The organism is Paenibacillus gyeongsangnamensis, from assembly GCF_027533625.1.
GTDB lineage: Bacteria > Bacillota > Bacilli > Paenibacillales > NBRC-103111 > Paenibacillus_G > Paenibacillus_G gyeongsangnamensis.
In genome coordinates this window covers 62849-82272 of sequence record NZ_JAQAGZ010000003.1, presented here as the reverse complement: position 1 = coordinate 82272, position 19424 = coordinate 62849, and the positions used below count along the sequence as shown (strand labels likewise).

The 19424-nt window shown below is 54.1% G+C and carries 14 protein-coding genes and 4 pseudogenes; 4 read left to right on the top strand and 14 right to left on the bottom strand.

What is annotated here, in order from left to right; translation table 11 throughout:
- Nucleotides 1–129 precede the first annotated feature (129 nt).
- The 5 genes and pseudogenes from O9H85_RS05220 to O9H85_RS05200 all read right to left on the bottom strand — a co-directional run bounded on the left by O9H85_RS05220 (nucleotide 130) and on the right by O9H85_RS05200 (nucleotide 7159).
- A pseudogene (locus tag O9H85_RS05220) lies at nucleotides 130–3016 on the bottom strand (family 78 glycoside hydrolase catalytic domain).
- A gap of 573 nt (nucleotides 3017–3589) precedes the next feature.
- Nucleotides 3590–4549, bottom strand: coding sequence for an ROK family protein (locus O9H85_RS05215; protein WP_269880229.1), 960 nt, complete (start codon nucleotides 4547–4549; stop codon nucleotides 3590–3592).
- 27 nt (nucleotides 4550–4576) lie between these two features.
- Nucleotides 4577–5176 carry a carbohydrate-binding family 9-like protein gene (locus tag O9H85_RS05210; protein ID WP_269880228.1) on the bottom strand — a complete coding sequence of 200 codons (600 nt, stop codon included), beginning with the start codon at nucleotides 5174–5176 and terminating at the stop codon, nucleotides 4577–4579.
- Between the two features lie 112 nt (nucleotides 5177–5288).
- Nucleotides 5289–6311, bottom strand: coding sequence for a Gfo/Idh/MocA family protein (locus tag O9H85_RS05205; protein WP_269880227.1), 1023 nt, complete (start codon nucleotides 6309–6311; stop codon nucleotides 5289–5291).
- Complete coding sequence (locus tag O9H85_RS05200; protein ID WP_269880226.1) at nucleotides 6311–7159, bottom strand: sugar phosphate isomerase/epimerase family protein; 849 nt, start codon at nucleotides 7157–7159, stop codon at nucleotides 6311–6313. Before O9H85_RS05200 ends, O9H85_RS05205 begins: the two co-directional genes overlap by 1 nt.
- 236 nt (nucleotides 7160–7395) lie before the next feature.
- Here O9H85_RS05200 and O9H85_RS05195 point away from each other — a divergent pair, with 236 nt between their 5' ends.
- Complete coding sequence (locus O9H85_RS05195; RefSeq protein WP_269880225.1) at nucleotides 7396–8298, top strand: AraC family transcriptional regulator; 903 nt, start codon at nucleotides 7396–7398, stop codon at nucleotides 8296–8298.
- A 19-nt stretch (nucleotides 8299–8317) separates the two neighbouring features.
- Here the strand turns inward: O9H85_RS05195 and O9H85_RS05190 are convergent, their stop codons facing one another.
- From O9H85_RS05190 to O9H85_RS05180, 3 genes are read right to left on the bottom strand one after another with little or no spacing between them, the layout of a single operon-like run.
- The gene (locus O9H85_RS05190) at nucleotides 8318–9085 is read right to left on the bottom strand and encodes an HAD family hydrolase (protein WP_269880224.1); all 768 of its coding nucleotides are present in this window, start codon (nucleotides 9083–9085) and stop codon (nucleotides 8318–8320) included.
- Nucleotides 9075–11846: an alpha-mannosidase gene (locus O9H85_RS05185; RefSeq protein WP_269880223.1), complete on the bottom strand. Its 2772-nt coding sequence runs from the start codon at nucleotides 11844–11846 to the stop codon at nucleotides 9075–9077. Before O9H85_RS05185 ends, O9H85_RS05190 begins: the two co-directional genes overlap by 11 nt.
- A gap of 23 nt (nucleotides 11847–11869) precedes the next feature.
- On the bottom strand, nucleotides 11870–12478 hold the full coding sequence (locus O9H85_RS05180) for a hypothetical protein (RefSeq protein WP_269880222.1): 609 nt from the start codon (nucleotides 12476–12478) through the stop codon (nucleotides 11870–11872).
- A gap of 232 nt (nucleotides 12479–12710) precedes the next feature.
- Between O9H85_RS05180 and O9H85_RS05175 the strand changes: the two genes are divergently transcribed.
- Nucleotides 12711–13847, top strand: coding sequence for a GntR family transcriptional regulator (locus O9H85_RS05175; RefSeq protein ID WP_333474167.1), 1137 nt, complete (start codon nucleotides 12711–12713; stop codon nucleotides 13845–13847).
- A gap of 88 nt (nucleotides 13848–13935) precedes the next feature.
- Here O9H85_RS05175 and O9H85_RS37685 read toward each other — a convergent pair.
- From O9H85_RS37685 to O9H85_RS05160, 3 genes and pseudogenes are all read right to left on the bottom strand, one after another.
- Nucleotides 13936–14430: pseudogene (locus O9H85_RS37685) on the bottom strand (glycoside hydrolase family 95-like protein); the annotation flags it as partial.
- Nucleotides 14431–14450: 20 nt separating this feature from the next.
- Nucleotides 14451–15254, bottom strand: coding sequence for a glycosyl hydrolase family 95 catalytic domain-containing protein (locus tag O9H85_RS05165; RefSeq protein ID WP_269880545.1), 804 nt, complete (start codon nucleotides 15252–15254; stop codon nucleotides 14451–14453).
- Between the two features lie 67 nt (nucleotides 15255–15321).
- Nucleotides 15322–16044, bottom strand: a pseudogene (locus O9H85_RS05160) (glycoside hydrolase family 95 protein); the annotation flags it as partial.
- Nucleotides 16045–16370: 326 nt separating this feature from the next.
- Here O9H85_RS05160 and O9H85_RS05155 point away from each other — a divergent pair.
- Both O9H85_RS05155 and O9H85_RS05150 read left to right on the top strand, forming a co-directional pair.
- A complete protein-coding gene (locus O9H85_RS05155) occupies nucleotides 16371–16562 on the top strand; it encodes a hypothetical protein (RefSeq protein WP_269880218.1) in 192 nt (63 codons plus the stop codon).
- A gap of 331 nt (nucleotides 16563–16893) precedes the next feature.
- On the top strand, nucleotides 16894–17394 hold the full coding sequence (locus O9H85_RS05150) for a hypothetical protein (protein WP_269880217.1): 501 nt from the start codon (nucleotides 16894–16896) through the stop codon (nucleotides 17392–17394).
- On the opposite strand, the pseudogene O9H85_RS37680 reads toward O9H85_RS05150, so the two are convergent.
- From O9H85_RS37680 to O9H85_RS05140, 3 genes and pseudogenes are all read right to left on the bottom strand, one after another.
- A pseudogene (locus tag O9H85_RS37680) lies at nucleotides 17363–17500 on the bottom strand (AraC family transcriptional regulator); the annotation flags it as partial. The gene O9H85_RS05150 and the pseudogene O9H85_RS37680 sit on opposite strands and share 32 nt — an antisense overlap.
- 48 nt (nucleotides 17501–17548) lie before the next feature.
- Nucleotides 17549–18727 carry an NAD(P)/FAD-dependent oxidoreductase gene (locus tag O9H85_RS05145; RefSeq protein WP_269880216.1) on the bottom strand — a complete coding sequence of 393 codons (1179 nt, stop codon included), beginning with the start codon at nucleotides 18725–18727 and terminating at the stop codon, nucleotides 17549–17551.
- A 39-nt stretch (nucleotides 18728–18766) separates the two neighbouring features.
- Nucleotides 18767–19192 carry a DUF1641 domain-containing protein gene (locus tag O9H85_RS05140; RefSeq protein WP_269880215.1) on the bottom strand — a complete coding sequence of 142 codons (426 nt, stop codon included), beginning with the start codon at nucleotides 19190–19192 and terminating at the stop codon, nucleotides 18767–18769.
- Between the last annotated feature and the right edge of the window lie 232 nt (nucleotides 19193–19424).

Sequence of the window (19424 nt, the reverse complement as noted above, 5' to 3'; positions counted from 1 at the left end):
TTAATACAAATTTATTATTTACATTACAAATACTGTTCAAAGCAAAAAAAGGACTCGCTTGGAGTCCTTCGGAGTTGGAATGCATTTCCGGCGCATAAGCCTGAAGTGATGGGCAGTCCGCTTCTTCCGCTAACCGATCGAAGAGAGTTCCTCTACGATCGATTCGATTTGACTGGCCGTCACCTTGGCGAACGGCGTTTCCGTCAGCTTCGAGAGCGTCAGCATCTTTACGAACTGCGTCGTCTGCTCGTTGCCGAAGCTTGGAACATGCTTGATCAGCACCTTCCTCGCTTCTTCATGATCCAGCAGGTCCATGATGACCGTATCTTCATTGAAAGCGCTGCGGACCAGAGCCGGGTTGTCGTACACAAAACGGTACGAACCTGACCCGACCTTGAGCAGGACGGCCCCGTTCTCCTCACGGATCGACTGAATGCCTTCCGCCAGCGCCAAAGCTTGGTTCCCTTCGCGCAGGCCTTCTGCCGCCGCCCCGCGCAATACGATCACAGCCGTCGTATTCGCCGGAATCTCCGTCTCGACCTCAACCCGCGCTCCTCCCACCCTCCAGCCGGATACGATGGTGCCGTGCATCGATTGATGAACCGCCCGGGCATAGGTCAGGTGGCCTCCGGCGAAGAACGGATCGATCCGGATCTCCTTATAGCCGGGCCGCGTCTCCTCCATGCCCAGTCCCGCTATGACTCTGTACATCCAATCGCCGATGGTGCCGTACGCGTAATGATTATAGGAGTTCATGTCGTCGCTCCAGAACGAACCGTCGGGCTTGATGCCGTCCCAATGCTCCCAAATCGTAGTCGCCCCCTGTGCAACCGAGTACAGCCAACCGGGATAGCTTTCTTGAACAAGCAGGCGGACGGCCGTCTGGTGATAACCGTTATTCGATAACGCAAAGCAAAGATAGGGCGTTCCGACGAAACCGGTCGTCAAATGGTATTCGTTCTCGATGATCATCCGGTTCAATTCGGCCGCTATGCGCCCCCGCACGGCATCCGGGACGAGATCGAACATGAGGGCGAGCACATGCGCGGTTTGCGTTGGCGAAGCAAGGCGTCCGAGCGGGGTCACGAATTCCCGGTTAAATTCTCCCTTTATCTGATCCAGCAGCTCTCCGTAGGCGCGTTCGTCCCCGGCTTTCCCAAGCACGGCCGCGGCATCTCTCAGCAGCCGGGTGGAATAGGCGTAAAAGGCGGTCGCGATCAGATCCCGAGGCGTCGCCCCGATGTAGCTTCCTTCCTTGGCATCCAGGCCGAGCCAATCGCCGAAATGAAAGCCGGTGTTCCAGAGGAGCTCGTTGTCGCCCTGGGCGCGGATGTACTCCACCCAAGCTTTCATGCTCTCATATTGCTCGGCGAGCAGACGCTTATCCCCGTAGCATTGATATACTGTCCACGGACATATGACCGCCGCATCTCCCCAGGCCGCTGAAGAGGCTCCGTCCGCCACATCGGGGATCACATAAGGCACCCCGCCGTCCGGCAGCTGCTCCGCCTTGAGGTCTCGCAGCCATTTTGTAAAAAAGGGACCTCCCTGGTAATTAAACAAGGCGGTACGGATAAACACCTGAGCGTCACCCGTCCAACCGAGCCGTTCATCGCGCTGAGGGCAGTCGGTCGGCACATCGACGAAATTGCCGCGCTGTCCCCAACGGATGTTGCTCTGCAGCTGGTTCACCAGCGGATGCGAACACTCGAAGCCCCCTGCGCTCTCCATGTCCGAGTGAATCACTTCGCCGATAAAACAATCCGGGTCAAGTCCCTTGTCTTGATCCGGATAGCCCTCGACCTTGACGTAACGGAAGCCCTGGAAGGTGAAGTGCGACGCATAAACCTCCGTCTCCCGCCCCTTCGCGATATATTCCACCGTCTGCTTGGCCGAACGCAGATTGCCGAAATAAATGTTGCCGTTCTTGTCGAGCACTTCGGCGTGCTTAAGCACAATGCGCGTACCGGCGGCAGCTCCGTTCAGCACGAGACTGATGCGGCCGACCATGTTCTGCCCGTAGTCCAACACGGTATCGCCTGCGGGAGTTACAAGAACCGCGATCGGACGTACCGTCTCGGTCACCCTGACAGGCCAATTCTCCTGTGCGGTTAAAGGCTCGAAGGGCAGATCCAAAGCCAGGACGCTCCTCCAGCCCTCCTCGTTCAGGTCCGCTCCGCTCCAGTACTCGATTTCCAACCGGGCGTCATAGGTTTCACCGTGATAAATCTCGGAATATCGTACGGCTCCCGTGGCTGCCAGCCAATCGGTATCTGTTCCGATCAGCTCTTCCGTTCCGTCTATGTAGTGGACATGCAATTGAAGAAGTGCGGCTCTCCGGTCGCCGTAACGGTGCCTGTTGCCGGTAAACCCGATCGTACCTTTATACCAGCCGTCCGCCAGCATGATCCCCAGCGCATTTGGCCCCGCTTGAAGGGCGGCCGTGACGTCATAGGTCTGGTACTGCAGCCGGTTCTTGTAGCTGGTCCAGCCCGGGCTTAACAAGTCGATCCCGACGCGGACGCCGTTTAAATACAGCTCATACAGCCCCGCGGCGGTGGCATAGATCCGGGCGGATGCAATGCCATTCCTCAGCTCAAAGCGCTTCCTCAGAAGAAACGCCGCCTCCGACAAAGGGTTGATTTCGTCCGGATCCGGCGTGATCCACCGGGCCTTCCACTCCCCGGAGTGGAGCAGCCCGGTTTCCCACCAACCGGCGTCCGCCCACTCGGACTCCCGTCCGAAGTTATCCCAAGCCTTCACACGATAGTAATAGCGTGTACGGGAAGCAAGTGCCGGACCGTCATAGCGACTCCTCGGAATCCACGATGCCGGTATCCCAGATCGGGCTGGCGAAGTCCGGGACCCGGACGGCGACCTGAATGCGGTAAGCTTGCTGCAGCGTGCCTCTCCGGTGCGATTCGAGCCGCCAGCTGATCCGCGGTTTTGTAACATCCGTTCCTAACAGCTCCGTGCGGTACTCGCATTTGACATGGGTTACCTTTAAGCCTAACATGGGACACCTCCAAAAATGATGATTGCGGATGATTTATCCTTTCACCGCACCGGCCGTCATTCCGAAAGCGAGGGAGGAATGGCGAGCGCGATCATGCCGCTGAGAAAGCGGTTACGAATCGTTTTGGGACGAAGCCGGAACAAGGCAAGCTTAAACCAAACGAGCATAGAGCTATCCGCCTCTCGTTTTTTTGTATGTATTCGCTGCCCGTTTCAGAATATCCTCCCGACCGGAGGAAGAGAGCGTGCCGGACCAGGATTAACATCTACGCGGTCCTTGTCTTACAAGGACCAGCGCGTTTATCAAGGTTGATGCGAAGCTATATGTGCGAAATACTTATAAATTCTTATCAACCCAGGATAAACGGCAACGCCGTCCTTGTCTTACAAGGACCAGCGCGTTTATCAAGGTTGATGCGAAGCTATAAGTGCGAAATACTTATAAATTCTTATCAACTGACAAAAACCTGACGGATTAAACACCGTCAGGTCCCTGGATTAAGCCCCGTAAGCGCGATGCTCCGGATGATTTGCTTCGGAAGAAACAGCCGGCGAGGAGCAGACTGAATAAAGCTTAAGCCTCGACAAAATGAAGGCCGGCCGCGCCCAGCAGCCCGGCTTCCCCGCCTAAAGAGGCGAGGCCGATACCCGTAATCTGGTTGTATAAGGCCGGAATACAGCGCTGCTTGATCGCTGCGATCACTTCGGGAAGAAGGAACGTCTCCGAGTCCATGACGCCGCCAGTAAACAAGATCTCTTCGGGATTGAACAGATGAATCAAGTTCACCACGCCCATCCCCAGGTAATAAGCGGTTTCCTGAATGATTTCCTGAGCCAGGGCATCCCCCTCCAGAGCCGATTGCCTTACCTCGACTGCGCTCGGCCAAGGCGCGGTACGGATGCCCGCCCGGCCTTCGGCCAGCGCGGCGACGCGTCTCTCTTCCGCCCGGCGGCCGATCGCCGTGCCGGAGGCATATAGCTCCAGACAGCCGCGGTTTCCGCAGCCGCACTCGGGGCCGTGGATGTCGACGGACATGTGGCCGATTTCGGAGGCCCCGCCGCCCACACCCTCAAGCAGTCTGCCGCCGCTGATCACGCCTCCTCCGACCCCTGTCCCGATGGAAACCAGCAGCAGGTTGGATTTGCCTTTAGCTTTACCCCACAGCCATTCGGCCAATGCCGCCGCATTCGCGTCATTGGCCAGACGTAAGGGAAGCTGGAACTTCTCCTCCAAGAGGCGGCCAAGCGGTACGTTGTTCCAGCCCAAATTCCCCGCATACAGCACCGTCTTCTCTCTGACATCGATAAGCCCGGCAGAGCCGATGCCGATGCCGGCGATAGCCGGAAGCTTCGCCTTATTGTCGTTAAGCAGTTCTTCAATCGCCGCTTCCACACGGCGGACTACATGCTCTCCGCCCTGTGCGGATTCCGTCTTGTGCACGGCTTTGGCCTGAACCCGGCCTTCCCGGTCCACCAGGGCTACCCGGATATTTGTTCCCCCGAGGTCTACACCCAAGGTAAGCTGCTTGTTCAAAAATGATCCGCTCCTTTTCTGCAATAACTACCGTTGGAATTCGAGGCTGCCAAAATAACGGGGAAGATGAAACTGAACGGCTCCCGTCGGCGACCAGGCCGAGTAGTGGCGTACGCCCTGCAGATCCTCGTCGATGCGATAAACGTTCCAACGCCACCGTGTTCCATGGGACGGCGCTGCTCCCAGGCTTGAAAAAGGCACCGCAAGCTCATACACGAGCAGCGAATCCGTTTCCTTCTTCACCGAGGTTTGCAGTCCAGCGGCATGCCAAGCCGTATCAGCCGTAATCCGGCCCTGAAGGTCATTGTGGACGACGGCGTCGAAGATCACGTTCCGCGGGCTGACCTCCAGCTCATAATAAACCTCTCCCGTGCCCGACAAATCAAGGAACACCTCGACGACATCCTCCAGATACAGCGGTTCGTCATGACCGCTCATCGTGGCGACGGTATGGTCGTCCTCACACTCGAATCGGATGTGAAGCGCTTCCGCAGTCCAGCAGGCTCTCACCAGGGTTTCAAGCTTGGGCCTGCCGCTGGTGACAACCTCCCGAAGAGGAATCGCTTTAAGCTCCGCCCATGGCACGGAAATCGCTTGTTCCCCAACATACTTACAATCATACTTCATTTATCGCCGCTCCTCTATAGTCATCCTGGAAGTTCCTAGGACTTCCCCGATATATAGATAAAAAACCGGCCCGATGAAGCTCGGGTCGGCCTAATTAGCCAGGTTCAGCCTATTATAGCTTCACAGTAATCCATTCGCCCTTCCGGTCCGCAGATTCAAGCTCCGCTTCGAGGATCCGGATGCTGTCCATCGTACTTGCCGGCGATGCTGTTGTGACAGGGCGCTGCTGTATCACCGACTCAACAAAGTAGCGCAGCTGGTAATAGTACCCAAGCTCAGGCGATAGTTCAGCGACAAACCCCGGCGCATCGTTCGGATTCACTTTCAGTTCGTTTGCGGAAAACACGAGATTGCCGCGCTCGAAATTGACCCGATATGCCATTTCAAACCCGTAATCTCCTTGAAGCGTCCAGTCCGCCTGCGCGTTGATCACTTTACCGTCGGCATATTTATAATGCGTCGATACGACGTCGTACCCGCTGCCCGGGATGATAATGCGCGCATGAGAGGAAACCTCCTGCGGCATGCCGAACACCCAGTTGATAACATCGGTGTCATGGATATGCATATCGACCATGGCGCCGCCGCTCTTCTCCCGCTGCGTGAGCCAGCCACCCCAGGTCGGCGTCGAGCCTCCCCGATAGAAATACCCGCTCATGGCCTGTCCGAAGGTTCCCGTATCCACGACATCCTTCAAATATACGTAAGCCGGCCAGAACCGCAGGCAATGTCCGATCATGAGCAGCTTCCCTTTTCGTTCGGACGCCTCGATCATCGCTTCGCAATCTTCCGAATTCAGCGCCATCGGCTTCTCGCAGAGCACGTGAACGCCGCTGTTTAAACATTGCACTGCAACCTCCCGATGGAGGAAGGTCGGCAGCGTAATATCCACCATATCCAGCTGCTCCTTCTCCAGCATTTCGGATAACGAGGTATATTTAACGAACCTGCTGAAATCAATGGCCGATGATCCTGCATCGAGGTTGCCCCCGGACGACTGTCCCTCCAGCTTCCCGGGATCGACATCGCACAGCGCGGCCACGTAAATGTCGGCCCCCTCCCGCTCCAGACGCAAGTAATTTTCCAGATGGGCTCTACCCATAAAACCTAATCCGATTAATCCGATTCTTAGCATTAGCGTACCGTCCTTCCCAAAATAGCATCCATCGATGCCGAAGTATTGAATACGATTTGATTGCCGTGATGCGTATAGCCGGGAATCATCTCGCCGATGACGTAGCCGTCATAGCCGATTTCCTGCAGCGCCTTGACGACTTCGGGGTAATTAACATCTCCGGCGAGCAGATCGACGAAACCGTACAAGCCTCCAGCCTCGCGGCGGTAATCCTTGAAATGCACCTTCTTGATCCGTTCGCCCAGAATCCGAATCCAATGTTCCGGGTAACCCGAGTACAGCACATTCCCAACGTCGAAGTAAGCGCCGACATAAGCCGAGTTCACGCTATCGATAAAACCGCGCATTTCTAGCGGAGAGAGAAGAAATTTATTCCATACATTCTCGATGCCGATCGAAACCCGATGGGCCTCGGCGTCCGCGGCCAGCTTGGAAATTCCCTCCAAGGCATACTCGTAGGCGGCGTCGTACGGAACGACCTCGGAACCTGGGATAAAGTCGACGCCGACGGCACCCGGAACGACCAGAATCGTATCGACGCCGAGCGCCTCCGCAAACTCCAGCTGCTTCTTTACGATATCCTGTGCTTTTGTGCGTTTGGCAGCCTCGCTGCTGGTCAGCGAGTACGTCCAATATAAACCGCTTGCCAGGCTAGTCATCTCGATGCCGGTCTCGTCCGCCAGCTTGCGGTAGCCCCGGACCTCCTCCGCCGAGCTTTCCAGGCTTAGCGGTCCGGTTTCATTCAGCGCGAGCTCAATGCCCTCGAAGCCGGCTTCCTTGGCCAACGCGATGCAAGAAGCGATATCCGTTCCGCCGGAGAACGACCATATATTGATCCCTTTTTTCATGCGAATTCCTCCTAGTTTTAACTAATGTTGTTTCTCGATAATGTGGCCCGTGGAAACGAGCTCTAAGCTCGAAAGCATTCATTACAGGTGGTTCCTTCTGTCCATATTATAAATGGAGCCGCTTTCTTCGCATTTAGCAAATAAGCCGATTTTTTTGCACTTTCATGGTATGATACAAGGAAATAACCTATATAGCTGAAACGATTCCAGCTTCTTTTCCGAAAGGATGATCCCCCATGATTTTCGATAGGACGGCATTGACCGAATCCTTGTCCATTCGCGAGCTGATATCCTTTCATTACTTTGAATTTGCCAAAGGCTACCGGTTTGAAGGGGAGCAGCATGATTTCTGGGAGTTCTTGTACGTAGATAAAGGAGAGGTGGAAGTCCGCGCAGACGAACGAACGGCCCTACTGAAACAGGGGATGATCATATTCCATAAGCCGGGGGAATTCCATACCGTCAAGGTGGGAGAGCAGCACAAGCCGCCTAATTTGTTCGTCGTTTCGTTTGTATGCGATTCCCCGTTTATGAAAGTGCTTGAACAAACAGTGCTGCAGCTGGGCAGCCCGGAGCGTGACCTGTTGTCGCTTATTTTGCAGGAGGGCCTCCAAGCTTTCACTCCGCCCTTCGACCACCCCATGGAGCATCGGCTGCACCCGAACCCGCATGCGCCGTTCGCCGCCGAGCAGCTGATCCGCGCCTATCTGGAGACGCTCATGATCCGTCTGATCCGGGGGCAGACAAGCCCTGCGGCGAAGCAGGACGTCCCGAAGCTGACCTCGATGCAGCAAGAGAAGGCGGAGCAGCGTATTGTACAGCAGCTGATTGCGTATATGAAGAGCAACCTCTCCTCCTCAATCACGCTGGAGACGCTCTGCCGCGAGGCCCATCTTGGAAAAAGCCGCTTGAAGGAAATATTCCAGGCGCATACCGGCCTCGGAGCACTGGAATATTTCAAGCAGCTGAAGATCGACGAGGCCAAGACGCTCATGCGGGAGCAATCGTACAACATGACGGAAATTGCAGCGCTGCTCGGATATGCCAGCATTCACTATTTCTCCAGGGATTTCAAGAAAACGACCGGCATGGCCCCTTCCGAGTATGCCCGCTCGGCTAAGGCGCGTAGCATGCGGTAAGTTGTACATGGATGCCGATTCATTCGTCAATGGGTGCGGGGCCTGAGGGAGCCAACAAATATTTTTGGATCACGGCTGCCACGCCGTCCTCGTGATAACTTGGAGCCACAATATCCGCGGCAAGCTTTACGGGTTCCTGCGCATTCCCCATGGCTACCCCCAGACCCGCGAAGCGTATCATCGGTATATCATTAAGACTGTCTCCTATGGCCACCGTATCCGACGCCTCAATGCCGAGCATCGCGCACACCTCCCGTAACCCGCTTGCCTTGCTGATTCCGGGAGGATTGCATTCGACATTCGAAATATGCGAGTTACTGAGCTCAAACCGCCGCCAAGCATCCAGCCGCTGCCGGATTTCCGATAAACGCGACACATCCTTGCTTTGGATTGCAAACTGGAGCCACCGGACCTTCCGGATATCCTCCGGATGATTGGCGCGAGTAATCAAGCCCTCAACGGTATGCGCCCAATAATTAAGGTCTTCTCCGTACTTCCCTATAAGCTCGAACATTTCGATCATGTGTTCCGGTTCCAGTTCATACCTTTGATGCAGCTTGTCAGGGTTGCTCCAGATTTCACTGCCGTTATTCACCACTAAAGGCAAATCCAGCTGCAGCTTTCGCGCATAGCTTCTGACCTCTCCGATGGGTCTCCCGGTCGACAAAATCACCTTGATCCCCAATTCCGATGCTTCCCGGATGGCCCGGATATTTTCTTCCGAGATGTCTTTATTCTTATTCAGCAGCGTACCGTCCATATCTACGGCAATCAGTTTATAAGACATGGCGTCCTCCCGGTTCATGGCTTCCGTTAAGCGAAAGGGTCACAATGCGGAATGGAGATAGGCTCAAACGCAATTCATCGCCGGATACATATGGCAGACGCTCCGCCCTTTCCTCGAGCACGCTGCTCATATATACGGACTGCGTTCCATTCGGGCAATCGAAAGCAAGCTGTTCCTCGCCGCCGGACATATTAAACCAGCGGACGATAAGATCATTCGTCTCTTCGCTGCATTTCAGAGCCGATAAACCGAGTGCGGAACCGGACCACCGAAACAGGCCGGCTTCTCCAGGAAGCGGTCCCGAGTGGACCCCTGTCTGCTTTGCGAACAAAGGCACCTGGAATTGATAGGCCTCCGCATAGGCATCGTATGCTGCCGCTTCGCCGCCATGAGGGATCAAGGCAAAGTGAAGCTCATGATTTCCGAGGCATTGGGCTTCGGGAGTAGGAAATACCCCCCAATCTCCAAGCTCGGCCACAGACCGCAGTAAGGTGAGAGCGATGGTATTGCGTCCGTCCCGCAGAATCTCATACTCGGGAAGTCCGCGGTTGGCTACAGCAAGGCCGGCTCCTTTCCCGCGAACATCAATAAAGGCCTGTTGATGCTGACAGTTGCTCGGATTGGTCCATTCGGGAGAAGGCGCGTTCGAACGCTCCGCGATCTCAAATATCGAATCGGCAAAATGCGTCTCCGATGACAGTTCGGTTGGAAGCAGTACCCGAAGACGATGATCCTTGGCCTGATTATCGAACGAAACGGAGATCGCGACGCTTTTCGCATTGTTTTCCAGCGTAACCCGGGTAATCACGGTAAACGGGACTTTTTGTTTGCTGCGCCCGCCCGTTCTTTTACGGAAAGGAACCATCCTCCGGATGTCCTCCTCGTGGCCCGCATGCGCCTGAGCCGGCAGCTCCCATTCATGAACGATCTCAAATACGGCCCGTACCGGCGAGCATTCGGCAAGGCGAATGTCGGCTTCCAGCCGCGCTGTCGTTAAAGCATCATCCTCGGTTTGCTTAAACATATATTCATTCCCGAGATCGCCAACATCTTCGTAAATGCACAAGTCTTTAAAGATGACACCGGTCGCTTTATCAAGCAAAGTCAGCGATCCGTTCCCCGCGATCGTCACCTTGATGTGCCCGTTTTCCATTTCCCGTTCGCGTGCCTTCAGGTGGATCCCGAAGCCTGCTGCCTCATCTTCCGGGCTTTCAAAAGGATGGAACACATACGACCGGTAGCCCATGGCCGGAATATCGTTAGCCTCGAACGCGATCTGCACTCGACGCGACCAGAATCGCTGCCTGAAACCGTTATCCGGGAGCTCGTACGAAAACTGAACTCCCAAATCCTCCATAACAAACGGCAGCCGCTCTCCCTTGGCGTCGGTGAGTACGCCTTTGTCCAAAAACAAATTTTCCAATTCGCTTCGTATCTCCGAAGAATCCCGGCCATCGAACCGGATCTTTTTAATATCCAGCTCGATGGTGACCGCGTTTGTTCTATTCCAGCCGGTGGAATTAAATACGGCGAAAGGCACCGATTTCGCAGAATCAGACGCAAATCCTGAAGTATTTATCTGTTCGGCAATGCATGTCATGCTATCCGAAATCACCAGCTCGGCCACTTGACGCGACTTCTCGAATCGGGTCATCATTTCTCGGTGCACTTCGTCGATGCTGCAGCCGCAAATGCTGTCATGGGGATGATTCTGCATCAGCGTTTTCCAAGCATAATTTAACAAATGATGCGGATACGGACGTCCATGACGTGCCGCTAGCGCCGCCAGCGGTTCCGCCACCTTTTCGAGCAAGGCCTGACACGTTTGATTCCGTTGTTTCATATAGATTCGTGCAGAAGCCGTGTTTACCAAGGTTCCCCAGCCGTCCGTCCGCTGGCTTCTGAGTTCGCCGGTAATGGTTGTCAAGCGGGCAGGCAGCCGTTCTTTTACTCGTTGGATGTATTCCTCAAAGTTGGAATGAACAAAATCGAGTTCGGGAAACAGCTCTCTTGCAAGCTCCAGCGCTTCGGCCAGATTCGTCTGAACCGGTTGGTGGTCACACCCGTTCATAAACAAAAGATGGGGGGTAGACGCATACCTTTCGGCTTTTGGGATACGGGTTTCCCAATAAGCTCTCACCGCCTCATTCTCTGCCGGAATTTCCATTCCGTTATGATACCAATTGCTGAACAATATGCCGAGAACGCTGCTGCCGTCCGGAGATTGCCACCGCATTTCCGAGTACGGGGATAGAAATTGTCCCCCGGCCTCTTCCGTTTGATTATTAAACCCCGTAGCCTTAACCCCTCTGCCGAACACCGCGCAATCCATGCCCGCCTGGCGCAAAATTTGCGGAGCCTGCCCGATGTTTCCGAAGGAATCCGGAAAATAACCGATCCTGCATACGGAACCGTATGCCTTGGCCATACGGAGCCCGGTTTGTAAATTCCGGAGGTTGGCTTCGCCGCTGGTTAAAAATTCATCTTGAAGTATATACCATGGGCCGATGTGCAGCTTCCCTTGCTGAATCAGACCCTTTATCTTCGCACTGTTTTCCGGCCGAATTTCCAAATAATCGTCCAACATAATGGTTTGCCCGTCCAGATGAAAGCTTTGAAACGCCGACTCTCCCTGCAGCAAATCAATCAGCGTATCCATCAATTGTACAAGCCGGGCTCTGTGCTGCTCAAATGGAAGATACCATTCGCGGTCCCAATGGCTATGAGAAATCACGTGTACGGTCGTCTTATCGTTCGTCAAGATTTACACGCTCCTTATATATGTCATTCTGCGAAACAGAGCTCGAATCGGATACGTTCTCCCCCTGTGATTTGAACGAAATTACTGGATCCCCAGCGGTCCCATTTATTTGTATTGGCGTAATAATCCGAAACCGTGCTGCGAACCCAGCCCTTTTCCGTTTCCACTTCCAAAACTATAGCGCCGATCGTCATCGGTTCGTCCGGCGTATGAATCGTAAGCTCGTTCTTGCCTTTCAGTAACGGCCAATGCTCCGGCGCAATCTCCAAATACTGGCGGGCATCGAAATATTCCAGTCTTGGGAATATTCCGATTTCCGTTCCGTTCAAGGAAACGCGGTAAATGTCCGGAGTTCTGCAGCTGTCCCCGGCGGCGCGAAGCCGGACGGATCGAATCTCCGCCAGCTCGGGCAGCGGCCGCCCGCCGGTTGCTTCGAACGGCGGCCTCTTCGTAATAACGACCTTCTCGCCCCGCTTCCAGCAAAGCTGTCCCTGCACTCCCTTGTTCAGCACATGCCAATCCGCCCGCACCTCCGGACCGGTAACTTGAATCACCCACCATCCGGGAGCGGAGTCCTCCAGATACCCCCAGCCATATTCTATGGTGTCCGGAGCCGGCAAAATCGGCCTCACGTCCGTCGCCTAAGACCTCTTCTCATGCTTGCCTTGTGCCTCCTACATAACTTGTATTAGTTATATTATGTAAGTCCTAACACTTTATAATACAACTATAGAAACATCCTCTGTAAGAGTCAATTTAATATATTGTAAATAAGTACAAGTATGGTTTACAACATCGCCGACAACTTGTTATATTAGTTGTATTACTCAGTCCATCTATAGCCAACAAATTCCATTAAAAAAGGTGAATGCCGTGAACCCGATCTCCTCAAATTCTAGGCCCCCTCTATATAAACAATTACGTCAGTATATCTTGGATCAGATCCAGCAAAAGGTTTGGCTGCCGGATCAACAAATTCCATCTGAAAATGAGCTTGCCGAGCAGTTTCAGGTAAGCCGCGTAACGGTTCGAGGCGCATTGAGCGAGCTTGTGGACGAGGGCGCGATTTATCGGATACGAGGCAAAGGATCCTTCGTGCAATCAGGCACTCTTACTTCAAGGTTACCGGATCCAATCGCCGGTTCGGAGCCGGGGTCCGGAAAAATCGTAGCTTTTCTCATGCCGCGGCTGGATAACCGGTTTACGGCCAACGTCGTAAGCGGCATCGAGAGCGAGCTTTCCAAGCATGGATACCATTTGCTTTTTTGCAAGACGCATGATTCGAAAGAAATCGAGAAGCAAAAGCTTCAAGAAATGATTTCATTTGGCGTAGACGGGATCATTGTGTATCCGGTTGCGGATGAAAGCTATAACGAGGATATATTAAAATTAAGCCTTGACCGGTTTCCGCTTGTCGTCGTGGACCGTTATTTGCGGGGAGTCGATACCAATTGCGTCTGCTCGGACAATATGGAGGGCGCCCGCCAAGCAACGAGCCATTTAATCAAATTAGGTCACCGGAGGATAGCCTATATCAATTCCGATCTTCAAACGACAAGCCTGGAAGATCGGTTGACCGGATATCAGAAAGCGCTTGGAGAAACCTCTCTTCCAATCGATTACCGGCTGCAGGTGAGTTTGAAAGGGAGGTCGGGGAAAACGGACCCGGGCAACGTAGAAATATTAACTCATTTTTTCCAAAGCAATCCGGATGTCACAGCTTGCTTCGCCGCCCATTACGCATTGGCATTTGATGTAATCCATGTCCTGAATCAGCTTGGAAAAAAGCTGCCGGAGGAGATGTCTCTGGTATGCTTTGATGAGTACGAATCGGCCGAGCATGCCGCCCTGCCCTTAACCTGCGTGGAACAGCAGGAATACCGGCTGGGTGAGGAAGCCGCCAAACTATTGATCTCCAACATGGAGTCCCCGGGACAAGAGCGTAAAATGACATTGATCCCCACCCGGTTTATTAAACGAAGTTCAACAGCACCTGTCTGATGCAATGATGATAAAGCCGACCTGCCCAGGTCGGCTTTGTGCTACATCTCGATCAACAGCGTTTTTATTTCGTACGGCTTCATTTGTATTATAAAGCTGGAACTATTTCGTATACGGCTCCGGCCGTCGTTTCAAAGGCCATTTCCCCGGAAATATTCGACGTGAAAGCAACCGGCTTACCTTCCTTCGTAACGTTCAGCGGAAGCTCCGATTGAAGCGTGCACAGCCCGCCGGCGAGCGAACGGATTCCCCCCGCTTCCAGCCGGTTATCGTGCCATCAAAGCTCAATCTCAAAGCCTCCTCTGGCGCGCAGCCCCTTCACATAGCCGCCGGACCACGAAGCCGGCAGCGCCGGGAGAAGCCGAATCCGACCCTCATGGGATTGAAGCAGCATCTCGGGAATGCCTGCAGCCGCTCCGAGGTTCCCGTCGATTTGAAAAATTTGCGGCGGATGAAGATCCAGCAGGTTATCAGCCGTGCTGACCCGCAACAGCTTTGTCATCATTTCGTTCGCGCGGTCGCCTTCCCCGAAGCGGGCCCATAAGCTGATAATCCAGGCAAGACTCCAGCCAGTTCCGCCGCCTCCGTATTCCAAACGCCGCTTCAGAGCGGCTCTTGCCGCATTGGCCCACTTATCCTCGCGGAGAAGCTGAAGAGGCCTCTAGCGATCTGGATATCCGAAGCAGGATTGATGCACAATCTCCCTGTTTGTCCGTTCGGCAGCTTAAATCCGTTCTCCGGCGATACGCTCGGCCCGAGGTTCAGCTGGCCTTGCTCGTCCTCGAACAAGAAGTCCAGAATGAACAGCGCCGCTTCCTTCATCAGCGGATAAGCGCGCTTAGCGAGGAACTCCTTATCCAGGCTGTACGTATAATGCTCCCACAGATGGAAGCAGAGCCAGGCCGCTCCCATTTGCCACAGTCCTGCCCAGGCAAAATCGGTCGGCGCGGTATCGCCCCACAGGTCGGTGTTGTGATGGCACATAAAGCCGCGGGCTTCGTAATTCACCTTCGCGGTTTCGCGGCCATTCGGCAGCATGGCGTCCAAATGGTCGAACAGCGGCAAATGCAGCTCGGACAGGTTGCATACTTCCGCGGGCCAGTAATTCATTTGAATATTGATGTTGATCGTATATTTGGAATCCCAAGGCGGAACGTAGCCGTCGTTCCATATGCCTTGGAGATTGGCCGGAAGGTTCCCCGGCCGGCTGCTGCCGATGAACAAATAACGGCCATAATGGAAGAACAGAGCCGTAAGCCCGGGATCCTCCTCTCCTTGCTTCACGCGGGCAAGCCGCTCGTCCGTCGGCAGCGCTCCGGTCCTCGCCATCCTTGCCGGAAAGCGCAAGCTCCATCCGTTCAAACCAAGCCTGGTGCTCCGAGACATGCCGGCTGCGCAAACGATCATAGGTCGTCCCACTCACTCTTTGCAACTGCTCCGCACAATGCTCCCGGTAATCCTGGCGGCGGAAGTCGGTCGATACGGCCAGGACCAAGGTAACGGCATCCGCTCCTTCCATCACCATGTGATCGCCAAGCGTTCTGCGGGTGCCTCCCTCTTGCAGCGTCCGCAGGCGGGCATGGAACTTTGTGCCCCGGGTGCCGCATTGCCCCTTCAGGCACAAGGTGTCTTCCCCTTCGATCTCGGTGAACGCATCCAGCTTGCGGAACGGGTTCACCCCTACGCGGATCCGGTTCGGCTTGTCCGCGGTAAGCCGCACGACCAGTGCCTGATCGGCCGCGCTGGAGAACACTTCTCTCGTTTAAACGGTATCATTTATACAGTAAGTCACTTTAACAATGCCGGTAGCCAAATCCAGCTCCCGGAGGTAGTCCGAAGCCTCGCCCTCCCGGTGGCTCGGGAACAATAGATTGAGCTCTCCGAGCGTCTGGTAAGGCGGCTGACGGCGCGAAACGCCCATCAGCCCCATATCCGCGATGTCGTGGGCCTCCTCTAGCCGGCCTTCCTTAAGCAAACGGCGCACTTCCTGTATCGTATTCGGAGCATCCGGATTGTTCCGGTCCTTCAGCCCCCTCGTCCAAACGGTGTCTTCATTGAGCTGAATCACTTCGCGGTTGATCTCTCCGTGTACCATAGCTCCGATTCGGCCGTTTCCGACCGGGAGCGCTTGCAGCCATCGCTTGGCGGGCCTCCGGTACCATAGCTTCGTCTCCTGTACCTGCGTTTGCGAACTCACCAGTTTCGTTCCTCCTTGGCCAGGGCTATACCCCTAATATTCACTTAGTGATAGACATGCCCATTATGATAAACGGTTTTGCGCGAGTCAGCTATAGAGAAAATTCAGCTCTTTTTGCACAATCCTCATGACTTGATCGGACAATTTACCCGGCGGAATGCTCCGTTTCCCAGCCATCCGACAGCGTGTCGCCTAATTCAGGTGTCCGAACAAGCCCATTTTTGTCGAAAATCATTCCCAGCACCTTGCATTCGACAGGTCCAGCGCGTAGCATAGAAGTATAGCCCTTTACACGGGAATGAATTCATGATTAAAGGACTGATCTGATGAATAACATCTTGCTGGAATATTTGTGCATCAATATTTGGATCGCCTTAATGGTCGTGCTCCTGTGGGTGAATGACGGCGTATTCTCTCTCGTGGACCGAAATATTATCTTGCTGTTATCCGTCGCCGGTCTGGTGCATATAAGAACGAAGATAAAAGCCCATCGAAAAAGCGGCAGATATACGGAATAACCGGTCCAGGATAAACGGCTACGCCGTCCTTGTCTTACAAGGACCAGCACGTTTATCAAGGTTGATGCGAAGCTATTAGCCCGCGAAAACTTATAAATTATCAACTAAAAAAGGAAACGGCTGCCTCAGCCTTTTATCGCAAAAACCACGACAGCGCCATCTCGCTCTTTCGAGATGGCGCTATTGCGGTTTTCCTCGCCGCGCAATGGCATTTAGCGGTCGCGGCAGCCTGGACTTAAGTCCAGTGCCGTGCTTCCCCCGAGAAGGGTGACAGATTATTCCGGATTTGTTAATCTGGTTTCAATAAAGTTATATAGAAGGGAAGTCACGTATGAACCGTTTCGTCTTAGGGATTGTCCTCATCCTGCTCGGGGTCGGCTTATACTGGAACCAGGGCCATCCGATCGGGGCCGGCACCATCTTCAGCTATTATTGGCCGAGCTTATTCGTCATTCCGCTAGGCCTGTTCTTCCACTGGCTTTATTTCAGCATCACCGCTCCTAGAGCCTCGGGGCTATTGATTCCAGGGGGAGTGCTGCTAACGGCGGGAATCGTATGCCAAATCTCCATGCTGTTCGACAGCTGGGGATTCATGTGGCCCGGCTTCCTCCTGGCGCCGGCCATCGGGCTGTTCGAGTTTTATTGGTTCGGCCTGAGAAACCGTTATTTGCTGATCCCCATTACCATTCTGACGGGGCTCTCGATACTGTTTTTTGCAGCATTCACGCTTGGTGCGATATTCAACTACCTGGTAGTCAGCGGACCGGTCATCGCCATCGCGCTGGTCGTGATCGGGGCGTTTACCCTGCTCGGCGGGAAAAGCAAAGCGTAGCCGCTTGCTTCAAAGTGGCTTCGCCTCCCGCCTTGAATTCGGAGGGCGACATACCCGTATATTTCTTGAAGCATACGCTGAAGTATTGCGGATTGCTGAAGCGTAAAAAAAGCGCAAACCTCGGCTGGAATGAGGTTTGCGCTTTATACGTTTCTTAGTAAGCCAGGGCAAACAGGCCGTTAATGTGCGAAAGGTAACGGGCGTTGCTCGCCTTTTTCATCAAGGATGCCGGCGTGCCTTTCAGCTCGATGCCGCTTCCGCCGATGGAGCCGATGCCGTCCTTGCGGCCCAAGCTTGCCAGCGTACCGGAGAAGACCGGACTAAAGGCATCCATCTTGCTGCCCTTGAAGGCAGCCGCGATGTTGGCGCCTGCAAGCTCGCCCATCTGCCATGCCAATTGAGCGGTCGGCGGGTACGGACGGCCTTCCGGTCCGAACACTACCGCGCAGTCGCCCGCGAGGAATACGTCCGAATGCGAGACGGATTGCAGATGCTCGTTCACGGTAGCGCGGCCGCGGTTCACTTCGATGCCGCAGTTCGCAACGAGCGAGCTGCCTTGAACGCCGCCGGTCCAAACCAGGGTGCCGGTTTCGATCGTCCGGCCGTCCTTCAAGCTGACCGTGTAGCCGTTCACTTCCGTGATCGCAAGACCGGTCAGGAACTGAACGCCGCGCTTCTCGAGGCTCGTTGTCGCTCTTTCGATCAAATCAGCGGAGAAGATCGGCAGAATGCTTGGCATCGCTTCGACCAGATAGAGCTTGACATCGGCAAAATCTACGCCGTTCTTGCGGCAAATGCCAGGGAGCTCGTCCGCCAGCTCGCCTACAAGCTCAACGCCGGTCAGACCGCCGCCGCCGATGACGAAAGTGGCGTCTGCTTGATTTTTGGACTTGGCGTATGCGCGGATCCGTTCGTTCACGTGTGCGAAAATGCGGTTTGCATCTCCAACGGACTTCAGCGTAAAGCTGTTTTCCTGAAGCCCCGGAATGCCGAAATAGTTCGTTTCGCTGCCGAGAGCGAGCACCAGAGCGTCGTAGCCGTAGGAAGTTCCGTCATGCAGCAATACTTTGCGGCCTTCCGGATCGATCGATTCGACCGTACCGATCTTCAGGTTGATGCCCTTGTCCTTCAGCAATTTTTCGAGCGGCAGGGCAACGGCCTTCTCATCGACGTTCCCGGCCGCAAGACGGTGCAGCTCGGTAATGATTTGGTGCGAGGGAACACGGTTGATTACAGTAATGGTTGCTTCTTCCGGCGTTAAGTTGGCACGTGCGGAAAGGGCGCTCAACAAACCGCCGTAGCCGCCGCCAAGAATCAGGATTTGTTTGCTCACGTCTGTATACTCCGTTCTTATTAAGTAATGGGGTTAGTTTTATCTTTTTCTTTCGCCAAGGATATCCAAATAAGCTTGGGCGAAGCGAAGCATCTTCTGCAATTCCGGATCTTTCAGCAGCTTGAGCATGCCAAACAGACCGATTGTCGCATCGCTGTTCTCGGCACGGTCACCCGCTTCGATCGCAGCAGAGGCATAACCTTTTACTTTCTCCTCGATCGGCTTGTACACTTCCTGGATGCCGCCCACCATATCTTGAATGAGGATGCGGTCCGACGCTACCTTCTGGGCAAGATCATACGTTTTCGTCAGCAGAGTCATCATTTCGGTCAATTTCGGCAGCTGCTCCACCAATACCGTCAAAGACTCCTGCACTTCCGGCTTCAGCAACTGGTCCAGCACATCCGCTTTTGCGATCGCTGGTACCGTAGCAACTTCTGGTTCCGTAACTGTAGTTTGTGGCATTTCTTCGTCCCCTTCATTGGTGAGTATACCCTGTTAGCACAAATTCAGGTATTTCATATTTAAAAGGAATCGAAAACGACCCCTCTTAGTGAAAACCTTCACATAGAATCACAAAAGATGTTCTGTTCTTCTAAGCTGCCGCCTTCAGAGTATTTGTTAATATACTATAATATATACCTTATTTAAGTTTTTGCAATAGCTTTTACAATATTTTTCCCATCAAAATAAAGAT